Origin of the sequence: Cupriavidus lacunae (assembly GCF_003353055.1) — a bacterium.
GTDB classification, from domain to species: domain Bacteria; phylum Pseudomonadota; class Gammaproteobacteria; order Burkholderiales; family Burkholderiaceae; genus Cupriavidus; species Cupriavidus lacunae.
Genome location: NZ_QKWJ01000064.1, coordinates 1 through 21,271, shown reverse-complemented (window position 1 = coordinate 21,271; position 21,271 = coordinate 1). Strand labels below are relative to the sequence as shown.

Below are 21,271 nucleotides of genomic sequence, written 5' to 3'. Positions count from 1 at the left end.
GATCGCTCACATCATGCCTTGTCGGGTATGACGGTGTTACCGCGCATCCAGGGCGTCCAGGTTCAACAGCTCGATGGACTTGCCCTGCACGGTGAGCAGCCCTTCCTGCTGAAACTTTGACAGGGTCCGACTCACGGTTTCCAGTGTCACCCCGAGGAAGCTGCCGATGTCCTCACGCGTCATACGCAGCACAAAGGACGTTGCCGAATAGCCACGTTCCCGGTAGCGCGCCGAGACGCTCAGGAGGAATGCCGCCACGCGCTGTTCGGCGGACGTGCTGCCCAACAGCATCATCTGGCGCGATTCCCTGACGATCTCGGCGCTGAGCATCTTGTGCAACTGACGTTGCAGCGGCTTGATCTCGCGGCAAAGCGCCTCGAGCAAGTGGAACGGGATCACGCAGACCACGCTGTCTTCCAGGGCGATGGCATCGCAGTTATGGGTCTCCAGGCAGATGCCATCCATGCCGAGGGAATCGCCAGCCATGAAAAAGCCAGAGATGGTCTCTTTGCCCCGTGCGGGCGCCACCACGGTCTTGAACGAGCCGACCCGGACTGCGTAGATGCTGCGAAACGGATCGCCCGCCCGGTACAGCCGCTCGCCCTGCCTGACCGAACGCCAGCTCTGCACGACATTGTCCAGGCGAGCGACTTCGCTCGCCTCCAGGCTGGCGGCCATGCAGATGCTCCGCATCATGCAAGTCGCGCAACGGGTCCGGGCATGGCTAGGCGCCTGCTCCGCAGGCATCGCATCTTCGCGCCTGGCGAACGTGCCGGACATGTCGGTTGAGTCCCAAGCGGCATCTACCCCAGTATGCATGTCAAACATGGTTTGCCTCCGGCCCGCAGGCCCTCTCCCTGGTTCCGACCCTCATTCGCCCTTCGTATGGCGGTCCGCATCTGCATGCGCTCCGCTGTGTGTTTGACAGAAGTATTGGCCGGCACGGGCTCCGCGCCTAGAGGACTGTGCTGAGTTGCCTGTCAGGAATGCAGCATGGTTTGTCAGGATCGACTGACAAACCATGCAGAACATCCGGCGTCCCGGATATATCGCATATGACGCAACGCCGGTGTCCGTCGCCCACGCACGAGGCAATCAGCCGCCTTCTTGATGCAAAGCAAATCGCGATGGCCCCGACTTGCCAAAGTAAGAAGCATCCAGCACGCGCTGCGTGCCGGCATCCCAGGAGACCAAGATGAGCAATATCAAGCGCTACGACCCTTTCTCTATCGAACCGATGGGCGACATGCTGCAGAGCATGCTGCGCAACTGGCGGATTGCACCATACGCCGAACTGCCGTTCAAGGTCGACGTCAGCGAGTCCGAGAGCAGCTACACTATTGCCGCCGACCTGCCCGGCGTGAAGAAGGAAGACATCAACGTCAGCGTGGACCGTGGAACGGTGATGATCTCGGCCAAGCTCGAGAAGGCTACCGAGGTGAAGGAAGGCGACCGTGTGATCCGTCAGGAACGCTACAGCGGCTCAATGCAGCGCGCGTTCACGTTGGACAGCAACATCGATACGGAAAAGATCGATGCAAGCTTCCAGGATGGTGTGCTTCGGGTGGTGCTGCCCAAGAAGGAAGCCTCGCCCCAACAGCGCGTGACGGTGCGCTGAGCCCGGCCCCGACAAGGAGACCGTGATGTTGGTTCAGGCCACGTTCGAGGCCTCTTGGGCGGCGCCGGGGGGTCACCGAGGTGACGAACATCATCCAGGTGAACTCTGACCCTCCCGACCGGGCCCGGAACGCTGGGGCTGCCGGCAGTTGCCATGAGAGCCAGCCATGACTGTTCGTAACCTCGATGCCCTGTTCCGTCCGCGGTCGGTTGCGCTCATCGGCGCGACACTGCGGCCGCATAGCGTGGGGGCGACCGTGCTGGCGAACCTGTGCGCGGGCGCCTTTTCCGGCCAGCTGTATCTGGTCAACCCTAAGTATGCGACGCTGGCGGGCAAGCCCTGCTACGCGCGCGTGGGCGTGCTGCCGGCACCTCCGGACCTGGCGGTGCTGTGCACGCCCGCCACTACCATCCTGGGACTCATCGCCGAGCTCGGCGCCGCAGGCACGCGCGCGGCCATCGTACTCACCGCCGGCTTCGAGGGCCCTCCGGACAGTGCCGAAGGCGCCTTGCGGCAAGCCATGCTGGACGCGGCACGGCCCTCGCTGCTGAGGATACTCGGGCCTAACTGCGTCGGGCTGATCGCTTCGGGGATCGGCCTAAATGCCAGTTTCGCGCCCGGCGCAGCCCGGCAAGGCAAGCTTGCGTTCGCCACGCAATCCGGCGCGCTCGCCACCGCCGTGCTGGACTGGTCGCGTTCCCGGCAGATCGGCTTTTCCCATTTCATCTCGCTGGGCGACAGCGCCGATGTGGACGTCGCTGACGTACTCGACTACCTGGCCGGCGACGCCGACACTCAGGCCATCCTGCTCTATGTGGAAGCGATCCGCAATGGCGCCAGGTTCATGTCCGCAGCGCGTGCCGCCGCCTGCAACAAACCGGTGCTGATCGTCAAGGCCGGACGCACTGCGCAGGCAGCATGTGCCGCCGCGTCCCACACCGGCGCCATGGCCGGCGCTGACGACGTCTATGACGCCGCCATCCGCCGTGCCGGCATGCTGCGCGTGGACAGCACCGAGGGCCTGTTCGACGCCGTCGAGATGCTTGCCCGCATGCGTGGCCTGCGTGGCGAGCGCCTGGCCATCCTGACCAATGGCGGCGGCGCCGGCGTGATGGCGACGGACGCGCTGGCGGGCGCCGGCGGGACCGTGGCCCGACTATCAGATCAGACCTTGTCCCGGTTGGACGCCGTGCTGCCCGCCACCTGGCCGCGCGCGAACCCGGTCGACATCATCGGCGACGCGCCCGTCGAGCGCTACCTGCAGGCATACGCCATCCTGTGCGAGGCGCCGGAGACCGACGCCGTGCTGATGATCCACGCGCCCACCGCCATCGTGCCGTCGGCGGAGATCGCTGCCGCGCTCGTCAGCGCGCCGGCGGGCGGCAAGCCGCTGCTGACCGCCTGGCTCGGGGCCGATGCCGTGCAGCAGGCACGGCGCTTGTGCCAGCATGCCGGCCTGCCGACCTTTGACACTCCGGAGCAAGCGGTGCGCGGCTTCCTGCAGGCCTGCGAATACCACAGGAACCAGCAGTTGCTGATGCGCACGCCGCCCGCCGCCGACATGCACGCGCCGGCAGACAAAGACCGGGTACGCACGATCATCGGCAATGCCCTGCGCGCCGGCAGGGAGCTGCTGACCGAGCCGGAGGCCAAGGCCGCGCTGGCCGCCTATGACGTCCCCGTTGTTGCGACCAGAACCGCCGCCAGTGTCGATGACGCTGTCGACCAGGCCACGCGGATCGGCTATCCGGTAGCGCTCAAGATCCTGTCGCCGGATATCACACACAAGTCCGCTGCGGGCGGCGTGGCCTTGGACCTCGCCGACGCCGCCGCGGTGCGCAGCGCCGGCAGCGCCATGCTGGGTCGGATCTGGCAGCAAGCCCCGGAGGCACGGGTGGAAGGATTTACCGTCCAGCCGATGGTCAGGCGCGGCGATGGCTTTGAGCTGATCGTCGGCGCCACCACCGATCCCGTGTTCGGGCCGGTCCTGCTGTTCGGCCATGGCGGCGTCAATACCGAGCGCATTCGCGACCATGCGGTCGCGCTGCCGCCGCTCGACACGCTGCTCGCGCAAGACCTGGTGTCGCGCACCCGCATCGGGCGCCTGCTGGATGGCTGGCACGGACACCCGGGCGTCGACGGGGACGGTTTGCTCCAGGTCCTGGTACAGGTATCCCGCCTGGTCTGCGATGTTCCCGAGATCGCGGAACTCGATATCAATCCGCTGCTGGCGAGCGCGGCAGGCGTCATCGCACTCGATGCTCGCATCGCCATCAAGGTGCCGGTGTCTGGCACGCGCCTGCGGCTAGCCATCCAGCCCTATCCGGAGTCGCTGGAGGAACGCGTCGAGCGGAACGGCCGCATCATCGTGCTGCGGGCGGTGCAGCCGACCGACGAAGCGGCCTACCAGGCCTACTTCCGCCAGCTGACGCCGGAAGATATCCATGCACGCTACTTCTGCACGTTCCGCGAGCCGGAACACGGCCAGTTGGCAAGGCTCACGCAGATTGACTATGCGCGTGAGATGGCGTTCATCGCGACGGCGACCGATGCGTGCGGTCAGACTTCCATCCTGGGAGAGGTGCGGGCAGTCGCCGATCCGGACGATATGCAGGCAGAGTTCGGCATCGCCGTGCGCTCGGACTGCCAGGGACAAGGACTGGGAAAGCTGCTGCTTGAGAAGATGATCCGCTACGCGCGCGCAAAAGGCATCGGCGTACTGGTGGGCTGCACCATGCATAACAACCGGCCCATGCTGACGCTGGCGCGCGCCTGCGGTTTCAAGACCAGCGCGGCACCGGGCGATGATGGCGTCAGTCTGCACCTTGCGCTGGGCGATGGGGATGCCGGCGTTCCCGCTTAGGGTTGCGCCATCGCAATTGGCGTGCCCTGCCCTGGCCTACGCTGGTAGCAGGCGAGGAGGCGGCTCTCTCTTTCATGAACCCGCGCGGACCTGTCCTACCATGAAGCTTCAACGTGAATTTGGCTGCCGGACCCTGCTGCTGGCGGCTTGCTTTGCGCCTGCACGGTGCCGACGCAGGCCCAGCCCGATCCGTCGCCGGCCACGCCGCGGCGGCAACTGCGGCGGTCGGGCATGCCAGATCCGAGTCGGTCTACCCCTCAGGCGCGCTTGCCTGACGGCGGGGGCGAACTACTGCTTTGACAAGACACTGGGGCTGCAGGCATTGCGACTCGCCCTGTCAGCGCTCGCCGCGCCACGATAAGCGCGCCCTCGCTCGGTCTCGACACTCGCTACACGTCGGCGTCGTCGTCGAACAGATGATTGCGCATCGCGTAGCGCAGCAACATGGCCTCATTGGGCATCTGCATCTTTTCCATGAGGCGCATTTTGTAGGTGCTCACGGTCTTGGCGCTGACACACAGTGCCGTGGCAATTGCCGTGATCGGCTCGCCCAGCACCAGCCGCCGGTACACTTCCAGCTCGCGATCGGATAGCCGTAGGTGCGGCAAGTCGTCGCTCCGGTCCTTCAGACCGCTTGCCAGCTTGGCTGCAATCGCCTGGCTCACATAGGTACCGCCCCGAGCTACCTGCCCGATGGCAGACACCAATTCCGTGGCCGCGCTTTCCTTGGTCAGGTAGCCCGCCGCTCCGGCCTGAAACGCACGGACGATATATTGCTCCTCCGCATGCATGGTCAGCACGAGGATACGCACGGCGGGGGCTTCGCTGCGCAACAGGCGGATCAACTCCAGGCCGCTCCTGCCAGGCATAGACAGGTCTAGGAGCAAGACCTGCGGGCTGCATTCCTTCACCATTCTTGGCACTTGCGCGCCGTCAGCCGCTTCGCCGACCACCTGGAACACCCCCGCCCGTTCCAGGATGTGCCTCAGGCCGTCCCGCACCACGGCATGGTCGTCCGCAATCATCACGCGTGTCATGCACGGTCTCCCTGTTCGCGTGGAAAGCGAACAATCAGGCGGAACCCCTCACCCGGCGCGCTCTGGACGAGTACGTCGCCGCCGAGAAGCCGTGCCCGCTCGCGGATTCCCAGCAGCCCCAGCGATTTGCGCTGTCCATCGCCCGCTGGCCGCTCCTTCCACCCAGTACCGTCGTCATGAATCTCGAGCCGCAGCATTGGTCCTTCGCTGCCGATGGAAACCGTTGCCCTACTGGCATCGGCGTGTCGGATAACGTTGCTGAGCGCCTCCTGGACGATACGGAACGCGGCGACAGCGACCTTTTCCGGTACCTCGTCGTCCTCGGCGACCACGGATACGGCCAAGCCGTACCGGTTCGAAAAATCGTTGGCCAGCCATTCAATCGCCGGGACCATCCCGAGCTCGTCCAGTAGTGCTGGCCTCAGGTCCGTGGCGATACGCCTGACCGACGCCACCGTGTCGTCGATGACGGAATGCATTGCAGCAATTTCCTTCGACAGGCCGGCAGCATTTCTTCCTTCTGCCACATCGGCCTCCAGCATGGCGAGATCCATTTTCAGGGCACTGAGGCGCTGGCCGAGGTCGTCGTGCAATTCGCGGGCGATGCGGCGCTTTTCCTCTTCACGTGCCGTCAGGATGCCGTCAGAAAGCTGTTCCAACTCTTCCCGAGAGCGATGTAGCGCTTCTTCGGCGCGGACCCGCTCAGTCGTGTCGCGCAACATCACGGTGTAAAGCTTGCCGCCCCGGTCAGACGTTTGAGAGATCGACGCTTCGATTGGAAATTCACTACCGTCCCTGCGCAAGGCACGCAGCGTGCGCTGCGTGCCCATCTGGCGTTCCGACACGCCCGTTATGCCGAAGCGCCGCACGTGCTCCTCATGGACGGCGCGAAAGCGCTGTGGGATGAAGTCACCGAGCTTGCGCCCGATCGCCTCAGCGGCCGTCCAGGCGAACAAGCTCTCCGCCATGGGATTGAACAACAGGACCCGCTGTTCGCTGTCCACCGTGATGATTGCCTCCATCGAGGACCGGATAATGCCGGCCAGCCGCGCCTCGCTCTCGGCAACCCGCTGAAGGTTGTCCGCGGCTGTCTGCCTGAGCCTGCGCATACGGATCAGGTAGAGTCCCAGCAGCAGCCCGCTGCCTGCGCCCAGGACGGGCACCATCGGGCCGAGTACCAGATTGCGGTAGCGCTCCACGACGGCTTGCAGCAAGTACGCCAGCCCAACGCAAAGCAGCACGGCACTCAGGCCGACGGCGACGTCCGCCGCCCGCCACCTAGCGTGTGGACTGGCCAGGCGCCTCGGATGTGTATCGAGGGAAGGCGCTTGCTGAGACATGTTCACGTTTCGGTTGGCCTGCGAATGGACTATAGAGTTTGTGCCTGAGAAGGCAATGGTGTCCGCCGTCAAATATGCTATACAAGACATCTAGACGCCATTCCACGGTCGCTGCACAATTGTTTGTGTCAAATCGCGTGGCGGCACAATCTGACGCGCGTTAGACCGCACATTTGATAGTGGTCGAGGAAACGCCTGGCGTCTGTCGGCAAGCCAACGTTCAGTCGAGACGCACTGCCTTTGGGGGTAGTGCGCGCGAACTCCACACCAATGCATCGGCGACCGCCCGCGCGGCCTCACGCCTGACATTCCATGGCCTGCCGTGCCGCCGCTTCTACGGGGCAGCCCTCACGGCCTCTTTGCAAAGGTCGAGAAGGATTGCCCTGCAGTCGATGGCGAAGTCGATTGACGTCACCGAAGATTGCAGGCCTCGCGTGTCAGTCGAGCTGATATGTCTGCCGGTACTCCGGCATGGTGACCGCCCAGTGGAGATCGCGCTCGATGCGCTGGCGCAGCGCATCGCTGGCCTGGGGCTCGCCATGCACGACGAATGTACGTCGGGGCGCCTCGCAAAAGCCACCGAGCCACGTCATGAGTTCCGCCGCGTCCGCATGCGCGGACAGGTTCTCGATCTGCTCGACCGACGCCCGCACGACAATGTCCTTGCCATGTACGCGGATGTCGCGCCGGCCCGACGCCAGGGTAGCGCCACGCGTGCCCGCCGCCTGGAAGCCAGACAGCAGGATAGTGCTGCGCGGATCCGGTCCGTACGCCGCGAGGTGATGCACCACCCGGCCGCCGGTTGCCATACCGCTGCCAGCCAGAATGATCTTCGGGCTGTGATCCTGGTTCAGCCGGATCGAATGCTCCATGCTCTGCACCGGTGTTGCGAGGCTGCAGGCTGCGGCGCACTCGGTGCGGTCAATGCGCAACTCTTCAGGATGCAGCGAGATGATCGTGGTCGCGTCGATCGCCATGGGGCTGTTGACGTAGATCGGCACGTCCGGGATCCGTTGCAGTTCGCGCAGGCGGTGCAGGCAATGCAGCAGGCTCTGCGTGCGGCCCACCGCGAAGGCGGGAATGATCAGGCTGCCGCCGCGACCAATAGTCCGACTGACGATTTCCCCTAGCAAGTTAAGCGGATTGGTGTCCGGATGCCGCCTGTTGCCATAGGTCGACTCCACCAGCAGGTAATCCGCCTGCCGGACCGTCTCTGGCGCGCGCATGACAAGATCCTGCTGGCGCCCGAGGTCGCCCGAGAACACGATGCGCTTGCCCTGGACAAACAGCGTAACAATGGCCGAGCCAATGATATGCCCAGCCCGGCAGAATTCGGCCTCCACGCCCGGGACTACCGTGAAGCGCTTACCGTACTGGATCGGCTGCAGCCGCCGTAGGGCGCGCTCGGCATCAGCACTGGTGTAGAGCGGCATTGCTGGTCGGTGGCGTGAGAAGCCCTTGTGGTTCACATAAGCGGCGTCTTCCTCCGCGAGATGGGCGCTGTCGTGCAACAGGATGCCGCACAACTGCGCAGTGCCCGTGGTGCAGGAGACCCTACCTCGGAACCCGTTTCGCACCAGCAACGGCAGGTAGCCACTGTGATCGATGTGAGCATGGGTCAGCACCACCGCATCAATACTGGCAGGCTCAAGCGGAAGCGGATCCCAGTTGCGCAGCCGCAAGGTCTTGTACCCCTGGAACAGGCCACAATCGACCATGACACGGTGGTGACCGGTATCGAGTACGTACTTGGAGCCGGTGACCGTATCAGTCGCACCGAGGCATTGCAAACGCATACCTATGTCCTTTTGTTCCCGCCTTTGCGACGCTTTCGTGCGCCCGACCGGATCTTCAATGCGACATGAACACGGGCATCTCTGATTGCCGCGTCAGTGCGCGTGTCGTGCCGCCCAGGACAAGCTCGCTCAGGCGAGGACGGCCATAGCCACCCGCGACGAGCAGATCCGCCTGTAAGTCCCTGGCGACCCGAAGCAGCGCATGATCTGGATCGCCCCCGTCTTCCACGTGCAGCGCAGCCTCCACGTCATGGCTGGCCAGCCAGGTTGTCAGGCGCACGCCGTCGTCGTCCGACTCGCCCTCGCCTGTCGCGATGACAACTATCGAAACCCTGGACGCGAGCCGAAGCATTGGAAGCGCATCGGCAACCGCCCGCGCCGCCTCCCGACTGCCATTCCAGCCAATCACAATGCGGCCCGGAACATGCAACCCAACCTTGCCCGGCACCAGCATTACAGGCCGCCCTGAATTCAGCAGCGCATACTCGGCGGCCTTGGCCATGGGGGCCGGCACGCTCTCATCGGCCAATGGCAGCGCCGGAAGGATGAGGTCGGCAAAGCGGCCTTCCGTGGCAAGTGCCCAGCCCGCTTCGGCTTCCATCAAAACCTGCCTGGCTGGTATAGATGGCCCCACCTGTTTCACCAATTTTTGCAAGACGGCGTGGTGCTCGGCTGCCAGCCTGCGGATCGTCCCGGCCGCTAGCGCTGCATATTTCCCCGCGTCCTCGCCCGCGCCACGAAAAGGCTCCAGTTGCGTGCCCGTCGCTGTCAGTCCGACGACGCTACCATCGAACAGCATGGCAAGTCTTGCCGCTGCTTCAATGCGAGCCGCTCTCGCGCTGTCTTCCCGAAGGTCGACGAGGATCGTCCTGAAGGTCATCGAGTCATCCTGCCAGGTTGAAGAATGGGCCTCGGAACCAGATGTGGCGTGCGCCAGCCCGTTCCTTCATCGGTCCCTCCGAGGCATTGCAATGGTATGCGAGTGTCCTCTTGTCAGTGCGAGAACAGGACAGGAACTTTGGTCTGACGCATCAACGTCCGCGTTGTCCCGCCCATCACAAGCTCGCGCATGCGGGAGTGGCCATAGCCCCCCGCCACCAGGAAGTCTGCGCCAAGCTCTTCGAGTACATCGCAAATGACAGGACCAACCGGCAGGGAAGTCTGCTCGGTCCGCACGGCAGCGACGATACCGTGCCGCTGCAGATAGTGACGCAGCCCTGCGACCGGCTCCGAATTCCCATCGGGCGTGCCGGGCCGGCCCCAAACGGCGAGTATTGTCACCTGCCTGGCGCGGAGAAGCAGTGGCATCGCATCGGCTACCGCCCTCGCAGCTTCGCGCTGGCCATCCCACGCAATCACGACATGGCCGCCATGCAGGCGGCGAACCTCGGCTGGCAGGACAATCACCGGCCGCCCTGCGTTCAGCATTACATACTCGGCCACCTCGGGCGCAAGCGATGGAACGCCGCTCCCCGTAGCGCCTGGCTGTGCGAGCAGGACGATATCGGCTACACGCGCCTCCTGCGCCAGGACCCAGCCGGTCTCTTCCTCCACCACGTGATGCGAGAACGTGATCCCGGGGGCTGTATCAGCCAGCGTATTGCCCAGCAACTCCCCGTGCGATGCAACCTGGCCCAGCAAGCGGCGGCGTGCAAGCTCCGCATACCGCGCCGCGTCGTCGCCGGCACCACGCACGGGATCGATGCGAAGTCCAGTCGCGCTGGCGCCAATGACATGCGCGCCAAAGCACGAAGCCAGGTCGGCAGCCATGTGGATACGGGCGGCGCAACCGGCGTCGGACCCAAGCTCGACAAGAATCGTTCGGTAATCCATCAGATCGCCTCCGGCCCCGATGTTCGCCCCTTGCTCAAGCCACAAGCCCAGTCTAGACAGCAAGGCCGACGGGCACTTGATACAGGTCAACGGGCTGGCGCTTCGGCAGCACGATTTGCGTACTGTCGTCCCGCGGGAGCCGACGGCTAGTGCGAGAAAAGCGTCGGCACGGTCATCGACGTGAGCAGCGTCTGCGTCACACCGCCAAGCACCAGCTCGCTCATCCGGGAGTGCCCGTAGGCACCAAGGACCATGAGGTCGGCCGAAAGGTCAGCGGCCTGGGACAGCAACGCCTCCCCGGTGCTCAGATCCACGCCCACCGGTACTTCATGCACCCGGGCGGCGATACCATGCCTTGCTAGCCAGGCAACGGGATACTGCGCCGGCGCAAGCCAGTCATCCCGGCGCTTGCCCACGACAGCGCATGACACCACATCGACTGAATCGGCACGCCGCAGGAACGGCAAGGCGTCATGAATCGCCCTGGTGGATTCGCGGCTGCCGTTCCAGGCGACCATGACGCGCCTGCCGATCTGGCGGAACCAGCCTGCGCTTGGGATGACCAGCACCGGTCGGCCGGCTTCCAAGATGATCGTCTCGACGAAGTGGCTGGCGACAAACGCCGTCGGGTCGTCGGGATCGTCCTGCCCCATGATAAGCAGGTCGCCCAGCCGCGCCTCACGCTGGACAGCTACCAGCGGCGGGCCTTCGGCAATCCGCCACTCCACCGGTACCAGCAGTTCCTCGGTCGCCCGGTCAAAGGCACACTGGGCGACGTGGCATGCTTCCTCCATCCGTTGCCTGTAGGCTTCAAGGTAGCGCCCTCCATCGGGTACCCGATGCACCCAGGCCGGGTCCGCCGCGTACACCGCCAGCAAGCCGGTCAGCGAAGCCTGGTATTCGTGCACCAGCTTCACCGCGAGCGACAATCGCAGGTGGCTGCGGCGGCCAGTGTCCATGTGGACCATAATGCTTGCGAAGGTCATGGCAGATGTCTCCTGGACAAACGACTATCTAGCGCTTCCTTCAGGACTCTATTTGTCCCACCGCTCAAAGCAAGGAATAAGGGGCGCGCGCTTGCGCAAGATCAAGCGGCGGCCCGCCTTACGCTTGGCAATCCGCGTCGCCTGCCGCGTACGGGTCAACAGCGCCGCTGCACCGGTGACATTATCGAAACCTTGGATCGCGCGCTTGGCGAAGCGTCGGAGGTGTTCGAGTGGGTCGAAGTGCCGCCGTCGTCAGACGCCCCCGTGGACCTGCCGGACCGGATGGAAAGCACTGAACCCGCTCTCACTTACCTGTGCAAGGCGGTGGATCGGGGGATGGTCATCGGCAATGTGAAGTTGCTGTAAAAGCATGGGGCAAGTCGGGGGACTGGGTGGCGCGCGACACTAAGTGATTGTTTTATTAGACTTAGTTTGACGCTGCCACTTGTCCGGCTTACTCACTGACTGCACCCGTTCCTACTGCGTTGCATTGATGGACGGGTGTTTCCGATTGAAGCAGCGGCCCACCATACCGCCTTTAAGAAAGCATGCAAACAGGCGGGACTGACCGATCTTCCCTGGCACGATCTTAGTCATACAGCGATCACTCGACTGGCGGCAAAACTACCGAACCGGATCGAACTGGCGGCAGTCTTTGGGCACCGCAGCCTGACCGTGCTCAAAAGGTACTACCACTCGTCCGCCGCCGAACTGGCAAAGAAGATTGGTTGACCGAACAGGGCCGCCTCGACTGATGTACGTCTTAACGCCGATGCCCCTCCTGATCGATCGATTCGGAAGTACAAACAAGCAACCCTCCGAAGCGGGTTGGTGGGTAGGGCGTCGGAACGAAGTAGAAGTGGGGTTGCGGCCCGGTATGGGTGGCCGCCTTTGGGTACATTCGTTCCGACTTGGGGCCAGTCTACGAGCAGCGGCTTACGTTCGCCTATTGGGAAAAAGCCGTGATGGCGAAACGACGAAGTGACGCAGCGTAGACGACTTTGATCTCCGCCATGGAAGTGCCTGCGTTCAAGCCTTCAACAACGGCTGCGCGTTGCCCCATCAAGGCCGCCTCACCTAGACTTGACGTTGGTCAAGGCGACGAGGTAGGCCATCGTCTAGCCTTCCCGATTTGGCGACCCCCATGCCCGCGCAACGGAGAGAAGCAATGCTGACCCAGAAGACGAAGGACATCGTAAAAGCAACGGCACCGGTTCTGGCCGAACACGGCTTTGACATCATCAAGTGCTTCTATAAACGCATGTTCGAAGCGCATCCCGAGTTGAAGAATGTGTTCAACATGGCCCACCAGGAACAGGGCCAGCAGCAGCAGGCGCTGGCACGTGCAGTCTATGCGTATGCGGAAAATATCGAGGACCCGAGCAGCCTGATGGCCGTGCTGAAGAACATTGCCAATAAGCATGCCAGTCTCGGCGTCAAACCGGAACAGTACCCCATTGTTGGGGAACACCTGCTGGCGGCCATCAAGGAAGTCTTGGGCGACGCTGCAACCGACGACATCATTTCCGCATGGGCACAAGCCTATGGGAATCTGGCCGATGTCCTGATGGGCATGGAAAGCGAGTTGTACGAGCGTTCGGCAGAACAACCCGGTGGCTGGACGGGCTGGCGTACCTTTGTCGTTCGAGAGAAACGGCCTGAGAGCAGCGTGATCACGTCGTTCATCCTAGAACCTGCTGATGGTGGGCCGGTGGTGAACTTCGAACCCGGTCAGTACATCAGCGTCGCGGTCAATGTGCCCACACTCGGGCTGCAACAGATTCGCCAGTACAGCCTGTCCGACATGCCAAACGGGCGCAGCTATCGCATCTCGGTGAAGCGCGAAGGCGGCGGAACACAGCCAGCGGGCTATGTCTCCTGTCTGCTGCACGATCACGTCAATTTGGGGGACGAGGTGAAGCTGGCCGCGCCATATGGCAGCTTCCATATCGACGTTAACGCCAAGACGCCCATTGTTCTGATCAGCGGCGGCGTGGGTCTGACCCCGATGATTAGCATGCTGAAGCGGGCAATACAGGACCCGCAACGGCAAGTGGTGTTCGTTCATGGCGCACGAAACAGTGGGGTTCACGCCATGCGTGACCGACTGCGTGAGGCCGCCAAGACGTATGCTAACTTCGATTTGATTGTGTTCTATGACGAGCCGTTGCCGCAGGATGTCGCAGGCCGGGACTACGATTACGCAGGGCTTGTTGATGTCAAGTCGATCAAGGATTCGATCCTGCTGCCTGACGCCGATTACTATATCTGCGGACCGATCCCGTTCATGCGGATGCAACATGACGCGCTGAAGCATTTGGGTATTCGCGAGGCACGTATCCACTATGAAGTGTTCGGCCCAGACCTGTTTGCCGAATAGCACTAAGCCAGTCCATCAGTCCGCCGCCGACTTGGCGAAGAAGATCGGCGACCGGACGGCAACCGCTTATGTTTCTGTCAGCCCGGCGTGGCGAAACGCGTCCGTCTTGCTCTTGTCAAGTGACGACTTACGCGGTGCCGGTCATCCGCCAATGCTCGGGAACGGCGGAGATCGCTAGTTGCAGTTCCTCATCGCTGATGATCCCCGTCTCACACACGGGACATCGCCACACATGGGCAACATGATTCGTCGTATCGCATCCGGCCCTTACAGTGATGGGCAGCGGGAGTGAGACAGGAACCAGTTCGGCCTGTCCACAGTCGGGGCATTGCATGATGTGATCTTGAAAGAGGGATGACCCCGTTGTTGTATTTGGGCTTGTCCCAAGACAGCAGATTCTGGCTGACGCGTCGGCATTGGTCAGACCGATCATGGATGCCACAGAAGGACGCCAGTCACCCGGACACCACCGGGGCTTTGTCATAAGGGAGACCCGTGCACAACGACGCCGGCGTCATTCTGATGGCATCCATCAGTGGCAGAATAGGCGGACCGCCGACCGCCCGAACTACACTGACTATGTGTCCTGCGTCTGATGCCCCCGGTTCGTCCACCCCGCCGGATTCCGCCAGGGCCAATGACGCGGCGCTGACGCGAAGCCAACGGCTCGGGCGAGATGCGGTCGCCGGCTGCTCTATTGCCGGCCTGCTTCTGCCGGAAGCCGTTGCATACGCTGGCATCGCCAATCTGCCTGCACAAGCCGGCCTGGTCGGCCTGTTGGTCGGGCTGGTGATATACGGTATTGCGGGCGCGAGCCGCTTCGCGGTGGTGTCGGCCACCTCGTCTTCCGCCGCGGTGCTGGCCGCGGCCACGCTGTCAACGAGCGGTGCCAATGCTGCGCTGCGCCTGGCGTTCGCCGCCGGGATCGTGACGCTTGCCGGTGTTTTCATGGTGCTTGCGGGCATAGCGCGTTTGGGCGGCATTACCGACTTCATCGCCAAGCCGGTGCTGCGCGGCTTCACGTTCGGCCTGGCCGCCACCATCATTCTCAAGCAGATTGCGGGCGTAGCCGGCATCCACCCGACGCATAGCGACCTGCCACGTTTCGCTTACCAGTTCCTGCACGAATCGGCGGCATGGAACCTCAACGCGCTCGCCGCGGGCCTGGCGGCGCTGGCTTTGTTGTTCGCGTTGGCGCGCTTGCGGCGGGTGCCGGGACCGCTGGTGGTGATCGTGCTGGGCATCGCCGCAGCCTATGCCACCGATCTGACGCACTACGGCATTGCCGAAGTCGGCACGATCGACCTGGCAGACGTCACCATCGGCCTGCCCGACCTGCAGCGCGTACAGTGGTTGCGCGTTGGCGAACTCGCCTTCGCGCTGGTGCTGATCCTGTATGCGGAGTCGTACGGCTCGATCCGCAGCTTTGCGCTCAAGTACGGAGATGTGACCTCACCCAACCGCGACCTGGTCGCACTGGGGCTGGCCAATATTGGCTCAGGTTTGCTGCATGGCATGGCAGTCGGGGCGGGCTATTCCGCTACGTCTGCTAATGAAGCTGCCGGGGCCCAGTCTCGCCTGGCGGGTTGGTGCGCCGCAGCAGTCATCGCGCTGATTGTTGCCGCGCTGCTGCCACAGCTTGCACGAACGCCCGAGCCCGTGCTCGCGGCCATCGTGATACATGCCGTGAGCCATACGTTGCGTATCGATGCATTCAGGCCCTACTGGACATGGCGCCGCGACCGGTTGCTGGTGGTCGCAGCATGTGTCGCTGTGCTCCTGCTCGGCGTGCTCGACGGACTGCTGGTGGCAATCGGGATCAGCCTGATGCTGACACTGCGTAGTTTCTCCGAGCCAAGAGTCAGCGAATTGGGGCGCCTTGGCTCCAGCCACGATTACGTTGACATCGCGGCTCACCCTGAGGCCCGGACTCTGCCGGGCGTGCTGATCGTACGACCGGAAGCACCGATGTTCTTTGCCAATGCAGAACGCATGCTGGCCACGGCGCGACACCTGCGCGAGGCGGCCGGGCCGGGGCTCCATACGCTTGTTTTCAGCCTGGAGGAGACGCCGGACATCGATGGCTCGACGATCGAGGCGCTGCATACTTTCGCGTCCGAGGTGGCCGCCAAGGGCCAGCGCCTGCTGCTGGTGCGGCTTAAGCCACCCGTGCTGGCTGTCTTGACACGCGCGGCCAGCGAGACCCTGCCGCGCGAGTCGCTGCATGAACTGAGCGTGGACGAGTGCGTCCGGTCACTGGGCCAGGCATGAGAACCTGCTTAGGGTAGATCCGACGGGAGTGCTCCCCCTGCATCAGACCGGCACCGCCGGTGCGACCGCCTCAGTGTGACGCGAGCAGCCTTGCGGCGACGACACGCCTCGATGATGCTGAACTGCTCGTGACAAGGCTAACCTTGGCATAAGTGGCAAGGTTAGCCCTTCGGTGTTCCGCTTTAACCTGGGAGTCGTTGATCGGACTCGACGCTCTGCCGCATCTCGCAAAAGCCCGACCTCTCTGCGTGGCGGCGGACATCTGCTGGCGCGGTCTTGTCTTTTCGTCATCATGATCTATTGTGAATTGGCGTTCACGTCGCCAACTCAACGAGGCTGGCATAGCCAAAAACACCCCCGATTGGGCACCCGTGTGAGGGAACATCATGCTGCGCGGACTATTCGCTCTCCTTTTACTCGGCCTTGGAACTTGGTCTACAGCACAGACCAGAGGAGAACCAGAAAAAAGCATCGAGCAGGGGCCGCTTGAGAATCGAGTTAAGGCCCTTGCATCCATTCAGCCGGGGCTTGGAGCCGTGATGCATGAGATGGCTTACCGTTTCACCAATATTTATTGGGCAGCAAACGGTGGCAATTGGGGACTGGCGCAGTATCAGCTCAAGGAGTTGCTTGAGACGCAGGAAGTGGGGGAAATAACTAGGCCACAGCACGCGGCAATGCTAAAGGCCAATGAGCAAACTTACCTCGCACCACTGGCGCAAGCTATCGAAAAACAAGACATCAAACAATTTAATCACCGTTTCTCGGCAGCGACAAACGGTTGCAATGCTTGCCATACAGCAATGGGCTATGGATTTATACAGTTTAAGCTATCAAAACTTTCGAAGCAGGAGTTTCTTGATTTTTCCATTAAAACATCCATCAAGAACTAATCATTAGTATTTCTACAGATTGCCACATTACTCGCTTTATGAGCGAGTAAATGCTCACCGCATTGCACGCCGCCCGCCACCTTTGGTGAACGGCGAACTTGTACACGCGATCGAACTTGTCGAACCACTCCCCACCTGACGGGTCCAATTTCGCCGGAACGGCCCAATGACATTGCGTGCGGGCGACCAGCCGGCGCGCAAGCGATGTGTCCCATGCATCCAGGGAGGTCTCCCTGGAGTAATGCTGTTCAGTTAAGGCTCCGGAAGCGAACGGCATAGCTTGAAGGGCGGGACTTGACGATCCGGTCGCATGAGCGGCCGGGTCGTTTTACATGTGCGCCCAGCATGGGCGCACTCTTCGAGCCCCCTAGCGCCTCACATGGTAGACGGTACACCTGACGCACGCTAAGGCTGGCAATCGAAACTCAACGTTGACTCGGCCCTGGGCAGCACATCCCTAGAAACGCCCGGCGCTATTCTCCCGGGCGATGGGACCGGCGCCCTAGTCACGTCGATTACCGGCAGGTCGGCAATGATGCGGTTGCCTACTGCCGCTCCGGAAAGTGGCAGTGAACAGCACTTCAGGGCGCTTGAGGTTGTCCGCCAGAACATGCCGTCCCTTCCCGTGTTGACATTGGGTAGCAGGGTGCAGGAAGCGCGCATCCCGGGCTTGAAGATTCCATCGACATGCTAAGCGATTCGGCTGTGAACCGTCATTGCATCAGAGGTCTTATTGATCTATATCAGCCCCACTTGGTGAAGGAAGACTATTGTGTCACTAGGATCTCGGAAGTTCGATGTGGAATCGGACTCAATGGTCTACTTGACCAGTTTCCCCTGGAGGGCGCCATGGCCAACCAACTTGCTGTCTGGCATTCCGACCATATCAATTTCGCCAGACTGCTCGACCTGCTGGAAAAGCAGGTGAGCGCGTTTTACGGGGAAGAGCAGCCGAACTACGGCTTGATGCGAATGATCATCGATTATATGCGGAGCTATGGCGACTGTGTTCACCATCCGCGCGAGGATGTTGCATACGCCCTGCTCGTTGAGCGAGATCCAGACATGCACATTGTGGTCAGCCGGCTTCTACAGGAGCATCGTGTGATTGCCGCGGTGGGCGAGGAACTGGTCAACCGACTACGTGAAGCAGAGAGAGATGTCATAACGTCGCGAGCAGCCCTGGAAGCAGCCGCCGCCATGTATCTTGCTTACTATCGCAATCATCTCTCCACTGAGGAAAAACACGTCATGCCGCGTGCCGCGCAACGACTGACCGAAGAGGATTGGGCAGAGGTCGCAACCACTGTCCCGGCTAGTTCCGATCCCTTATTTGGAGAAAATGTACAAGACCGTTTCTCGACCTTGCGTGAAGAGATCGACGGAGAAACAAAATTATCCATGCGTTGATATTGTGGGCTGTTCACTGATCACCGCGGCCCATTGGTGTGCTTACCCCGCGGCTCGGAGCATCACGAATGCTCAGCGCGCTTCCGGGGCCGGCCGGCATAGGCCAGCGGCCAGGCGAGGTCACGCCCGCCCTCAACTCCAAGCGGACGAAATCCAATGCTCCGCCCAACTACGCACTCGACCGAGCATCGGACCTCACTGCATATGCTGCCCGCCGTTGATGGCCATGTTCGCCCCTGTCACGAAGGCCGCTTCATCCGAGCATAGATACGCAATCAATGCCGCCACCTCTTCTGGCTTCCCAAGACGGCCTACCGGGATTTGCGGAATGATTTTGGTATCGAGTATCTCCTGTGGCACAGCCGTCACCATCCTGGTGGCAAGGAAGCCAGGCGAGACAGTGTTGACCGTCACGCCGCTCTTGGCCACCTCGAGCGCCAGCGATTTCGTGAAGCCGTGCATGCCGGCTTTGGCCGCAGCGTAGTTGGTTTGCCCGAAACCGCCTTTGGAACCAATGATGGAGGACACGTTGATGATGCGCCCCCAGGCGCGCTTGACCATGTCCTCGCACGCTGGCTTCGTCATATTGAACACCGAGTCGAGATTGGTTCGCATGACCGCATCCCAATTCACCTTGTCCATCTTTTTAAAGCTGGCGTCGCGCGTAATCCCGGCGTAGTTAATCAGAATGTCGACTGAGCCCAGTTCCTCCCGAATTGCTGCCACACACAGCTGACATGACTCGTATTCGGCGACGTCAACGGGATACGCTTCGAACCTGCGCCCGCTTTCCTCCATCTTCCCCAGCCAGTTCGCGACGTTGGTATTGCCAGGAGAATGCGTGACAGCCACTTCATAACCAGCATCATGAAGGCGAATGCTAATAGCCTCGCCCAGACCGCCCATTCCACCCGTGACTACGGCAACTTTCTTGGTCATGTCTCTATCCTTTAAGAGACCATTCGCTAAAGACTGCTCCGTACGCTTGAAAATGTTCCAGCAGACGAGGGAGCAACCGAATTTGAGGAATGCTTCGTGAATGTCGGCCCGACGCTCAAAGCGAATGCGAAGGCGACGAAAGTTGTGGAGCCATGCATGAGTGCGCTCGACCACCCAGCGAAATTTGCCGAGACCACTGCCGTGCTCGGTGCGGCGCTTTGCAATCACCGGCTAGATGCCGCGTTTGCGAAGTTTCTGGCGATGCGGTTCGGAGTCGTAGCCGCGGTCGGCGTAGATGACTTTGGGCTTCTGAAGCGGTCGGCCACGTACGCCGCGAATCGGCGGAATGGCATCGACGAGCGGCAGCAATTGGGTGACGTCGTTGCGGTTTGCGCCGGTCAGGATTGCGCTGATGGGGACGCCATTCGCATCGACGAGGATGTGATGCTTCGAACCGGGTCGCGAGCGATCCGTGGGGTTCGGGCCAGTTTTTCGCCCGCCCCAACGGCTCGCACCGACGACGAATCGACGGCTGCTCGTGAAAAATCGAGTTGGCCGGTCTCGCGTAACTTCGCGAGCAGCAGCTTGTGCAGTCGGTCCCACACGCCGGCTTTCTGCCAGTCGCGCAAGCGCCGCCAGCAGGTCGGGCCCGAACCAAATCCCAACTTGGTCGACAGGTCGCACCAGCGTATCCCGGTCTTGAACACGAACAGGATGCCGTTCAGTGCAGCCCGGTCCGAAACCGGGCGGCGGCCTGGATATTTCTTGCGTCGCGGCTTCGGAGGCGGCAGCAAAGGTTCGATCAAAGCCCACAGCTCGTCATCAATGATCGGCGCACCCATCCCCTTGGTTCCAGTTGTTCAGATGGCCAAGGTTAACAGCTTGCCGAAAGGGTTAACAGCCCCCCTCGGGGTCTTTTTGAAATGGTCTCTAAGCCTAAGCATTGGTACAACCGCCTGGAAGAAGCGGCGCCCTGCCCTGCTCACCGAGTCCCCCATATCTCCAGGAATCTGGTTGGCCCTCGGCACCGTGAAGCCGCATGCCGAGAGCCAACGCCGACTTACACAGCTGCCTTTGAGGCCTGTGTTGCACGACGTTGCATGCCTTTCGAGGCCGCCTCTGCAGCAGTACTGAAGCTGCTCTCGGCCAATTTCACGGCCTGTTTTGCCGTCGTTTGCATCGACTCATAGAGCGTGGCGGTCGCATTCACGGCCTCCTGCCAAGCAGCCAACGGTGCCGCCGGGCCGGCTGGGGTTATGTTCACCACGCTTCCAAGGAAGTCTTGCAGACCCTGCTTGCCTGCCGCGTATTGGACCTCGGCGCCCTTCTCGAACTCCGCCCGAGTGGCAGCGAAGATTTCGTATAGTTGACGGCGATACGCCAATACATTGTCGGCTGCGGGTTGAAGTAATTCGATTTGCAATTCGACCAATTCATGCGGGTCCTTGACGAAGAGCGCTTTCTTTGCGCCTTCTCGTGTCTCCGCCAGCGCCGTCTTCACCGTTTGCAGATTCAACTCCAGCAGTTTCTCGAAGCCCTCAAAGGCCTTGCCGGTCAGCCCGGTCAAGGTTTCAATGCCTGCCATTTGGACCTTAATGAATTGCTCGGGGGACCACTGCGTCATCTTGCGTCTCCTAAATGCGACCCGCCACCTGAGCTATCCGATGAGAGCTCCGACGGGACGGAAATCGAGTGGATAACGATTGCAGCATTGTGACCCTGGCAGGCCACGCCGATCGGACGCAAGAGCGCCGACGCCGGCAATCGCTACAAGCTAAAGCAATAGATACTATGAAGGGCCGCGAAGGTAAGCCCCTGGAGTAAAACGAAGATTCGCAGTCTCGTTTCTCGAAAGGAGCACGCAAATGAACATGCCTGACACAGCCCTTCAGGGGCAGAATACGA

General features: G+C 61.9%; 17 protein-coding genes and 1 pseudogene. 8 read left to right on the top strand and 10 right to left on the bottom strand.

Annotated features, from left to right (window positions below; translation table 11 throughout):
* Window positions 1-36: 36 nt before the first annotated feature.
* Complete coding sequence (locus tag DN412_RS31695) at window positions 37-678, bottom strand: helix-turn-helix domain-containing protein (RefSeq protein ID WP_425267459.1); 642 nt, start codon at window positions 676-678, stop codon at window positions 37-39.
* A gap of 517 nt (window positions 679-1,195) precedes the next feature.
* Here DN412_RS31695 and DN412_RS31690 point away from each other — a divergent pair.
* Window positions 1,196-1,618 carry an Hsp20/alpha crystallin family protein gene (locus tag DN412_RS31690; RefSeq protein WP_115215193.1) on the top strand — a complete coding sequence of 141 codons (423 nt, stop codon included), beginning with the start codon at window positions 1,196-1,198 and terminating at the stop codon, window positions 1,616-1,618.
* Window positions 1,619-1,784: 166 nt separating this feature from the next.
* Window positions 1,785-4,481 (top strand): bifunctional acetate--CoA ligase family protein/GNAT family N-acetyltransferase, encoded by a 2,697-nt coding sequence (locus DN412_RS31685; protein WP_115215192.1) that lies wholly within the window; start codon window positions 1,785-1,787, stop codon window positions 4,479-4,481.
* Between the two features lie 389 nt (window positions 4,482-4,870).
* Here DN412_RS31685 and DN412_RS31680 read toward each other — a convergent pair whose 3' ends face one another.
* The 6 genes from DN412_RS31680 to DN412_RS31655 all read right to left on the bottom strand — a co-directional run bounded on the left by DN412_RS31680 (window position 4,871) and on the right by DN412_RS31655 (window position 11,473).
* Entirely contained in the window at window positions 4,871-5,518 is a 648-nt protein-coding gene (locus DN412_RS31680; protein WP_115215191.1) for a response regulator, read from the bottom strand.
* The gene (locus DN412_RS31675) at window positions 5,515-6,858 is read right to left on the bottom strand and encodes a PAS domain-containing sensor histidine kinase (protein ID WP_115215190.1); all 1,344 of its coding nucleotides are present in this window, start codon (window positions 6,856-6,858) and stop codon (window positions 5,515-5,517) included. The genes DN412_RS31680 and DN412_RS31675 overlap by 4 nt, the downstream gene beginning before the upstream one ends.
* Before the next feature lie 437 nt (window positions 6,859-7,295).
* Window positions 7,296-8,654, bottom strand: coding sequence for an MBL fold metallo-hydrolase RNA specificity domain-containing protein (locus tag DN412_RS31670; protein ID WP_115215189.1), 1,359 nt, complete (start codon window positions 8,652-8,654; stop codon window positions 7,296-7,298).
* A 55-nt stretch (window positions 8,655-8,709) separates the two neighbouring features.
* Window positions 8,710-9,534, bottom strand: coding sequence for a universal stress protein (locus DN412_RS31665; RefSeq protein WP_115215188.1), 825 nt, complete (start codon window positions 9,532-9,534; stop codon window positions 8,710-8,712).
* 113 nt (window positions 9,535-9,647) lie between these two features.
* Window positions 9,648-10,487 (bottom strand): universal stress protein, encoded by an 840-nt coding sequence (locus DN412_RS31660; protein WP_115215187.1) that lies wholly within the window; start codon window positions 10,485-10,487, stop codon window positions 9,648-9,650.
* A gap of 146 nt (window positions 10,488-10,633) precedes the next feature.
* Window positions 10,634-11,473 (bottom strand): universal stress protein, encoded by an 840-nt coding sequence (locus DN412_RS31655; protein ID WP_115215186.1) that lies wholly within the window; start codon window positions 11,471-11,473, stop codon window positions 10,634-10,636.
* Between the two features lie 192 nt (window positions 11,474-11,665).
* Here DN412_RS31655 and DN412_RS43570 point away from each other — a divergent pair, with 192 nt between their 5' ends.
* The 6 genes from DN412_RS43570 to DN412_RS31630 all read left to right on the top strand — a co-directional run bounded on the left by DN412_RS43570 (window position 11,666) and on the right by DN412_RS31630 (window position 18,427).
* Window positions 11,666-11,839 (top strand): hypothetical protein, encoded by a 174-nt coding sequence (locus DN412_RS43570; RefSeq protein WP_161564078.1) that lies wholly within the window; start codon window positions 11,666-11,668, stop codon window positions 11,837-11,839.
* Window positions 11,840-11,974: 135 nt separating this feature from the next.
* Complete coding sequence (locus tag DN412_RS31650; RefSeq protein WP_244222853.1) at window positions 11,975-12,205, top strand: tyrosine-type recombinase/integrase; 231 nt, start codon at window positions 11,975-11,977, stop codon at window positions 12,203-12,205.
* Between the two features lie 436 nt (window positions 12,206-12,641).
* Window positions 12,642-13,853, top strand: coding sequence for an NO-inducible flavohemoprotein (gene hmpA, locus DN412_RS31645; protein WP_115215184.1), 1,212 nt, complete (start codon window positions 12,642-12,644; stop codon window positions 13,851-13,853).
* Between the two features lie 579 nt (window positions 13,854-14,432).
* Entirely contained in the window at window positions 14,433-16,124 is a 1,692-nt protein-coding gene (locus DN412_RS31640; protein WP_115215183.1) for a SulP family inorganic anion transporter, read from the top strand.
* A gap of 386 nt (window positions 16,125-16,510) precedes the next feature.
* Window positions 16,511-17,017, top strand: coding sequence for a hypothetical protein (locus DN412_RS44830; protein ID WP_244222852.1), 507 nt, complete (start codon window positions 16,511-16,513; stop codon window positions 17,015-17,017).
* An 849-nt stretch (window positions 17,018-17,866) separates the two neighbouring features.
* A complete protein-coding gene (locus tag DN412_RS31630) occupies window positions 17,867-18,427 on the top strand; it encodes a hemerythrin domain-containing protein (RefSeq protein ID WP_115215182.1) in 561 nt (186 codons plus the stop codon).
* A 195-nt stretch (window positions 18,428-18,622) separates the two neighbouring features.
* Here DN412_RS31630 and phbB read toward each other — a convergent pair whose 3' ends face one another.
* From phbB to DN412_RS31615, 3 genes and pseudogenes are all read right to left on the bottom strand, one after another.
* Window positions 18,623-19,366 (bottom strand): acetoacetyl-CoA reductase, encoded by a 744-nt coding sequence (phbB, locus tag DN412_RS31625; protein WP_115215215.1) that lies wholly within the window; start codon window positions 19,364-19,366, stop codon window positions 18,623-18,625.
* A 30-nt stretch (window positions 19,367-19,396) separates the two neighbouring features.
* Window positions 19,397-20,208, bottom strand: a pseudogene (locus DN412_RS31620) (IS5 family transposase); the annotation flags it as partial.
* Between the two features lie 218 nt (window positions 20,209-20,426).
* Entirely contained in the window at window positions 20,427-20,990 is a 564-nt protein-coding gene (locus DN412_RS31615; RefSeq protein WP_115215181.1) for a phasin family protein, read from the bottom strand.
* Between the last annotated feature and the right edge of the window lie 281 nt (window positions 20,991-21,271).